A 566-nucleotide genomic window follows, 5' to 3' on the forward strand; every position below is an offset into this window, starting at 1 on the left:
TTTTTGGACGCCGCAGACGTGGCGGCCGGGGCGCCTTCGGGCCCCATCAAGGCGGGCGCCGGAAGGTGTCCGGTGCCAGCTCGTACCCAACTTGCTCTTTGGAGGATTTGGCTATGAGGTATGATTGGACCCCCCTGTGGAGGTCGACCATTGGGTTCGACCACCTGTTTGACGTTCTCGACGAGGTACAGCGGACCGCCGAAGAGACTTATCCCCCTATAACATCGAGCGGCTCGACGAGAACCACTTCCAAATCTCGGTGGCGCTCGCCGGATTCACACCGGACGAGGTGGGCCTTACGGTGGAGCAGAATGTCCTGACGTTGGAAGGCCATAAGGCCGAGAAGGACGAGAAGACCTTCCTGCATCGCGGAATGTCGACACGGTCATTCAAGCGCCAGTTCACCCTGGCTGACCACGTTGAGGTCAACGGCGCGCACTTCGAGAATAGTCTGTTGGTCATCGAGCTTCAACGCGAGATTCCCGAGGCCATGAAGCCGCGGCGCATCGCCATCGCGGGCGCAAGCGCCGGGCAGGTCAAGCAGATCGAAGGCAAGGCCGCCTGAC

The 566-nt window shown here is 61.1% G+C and carries 1 pseudogene; it reads left to right on the forward strand.

The features are described from left to right. The first annotated feature begins 113 nt into the window (after positions 1-113). Positions 114-565 (forward strand): annotated as a pseudogene (locus QJT78_RS51985) (Hsp20 family protein). Position 566 lies beyond the last annotated feature (1 nt).

It is taken from the genome of Bradyrhizobium sp. Mp27 (genome assembly GCF_029953005.1).
Lineage (GTDB): Bacteria > Pseudomonadota > Alphaproteobacteria > Rhizobiales > Xanthobacteraceae > Bradyrhizobium > Bradyrhizobium barranii.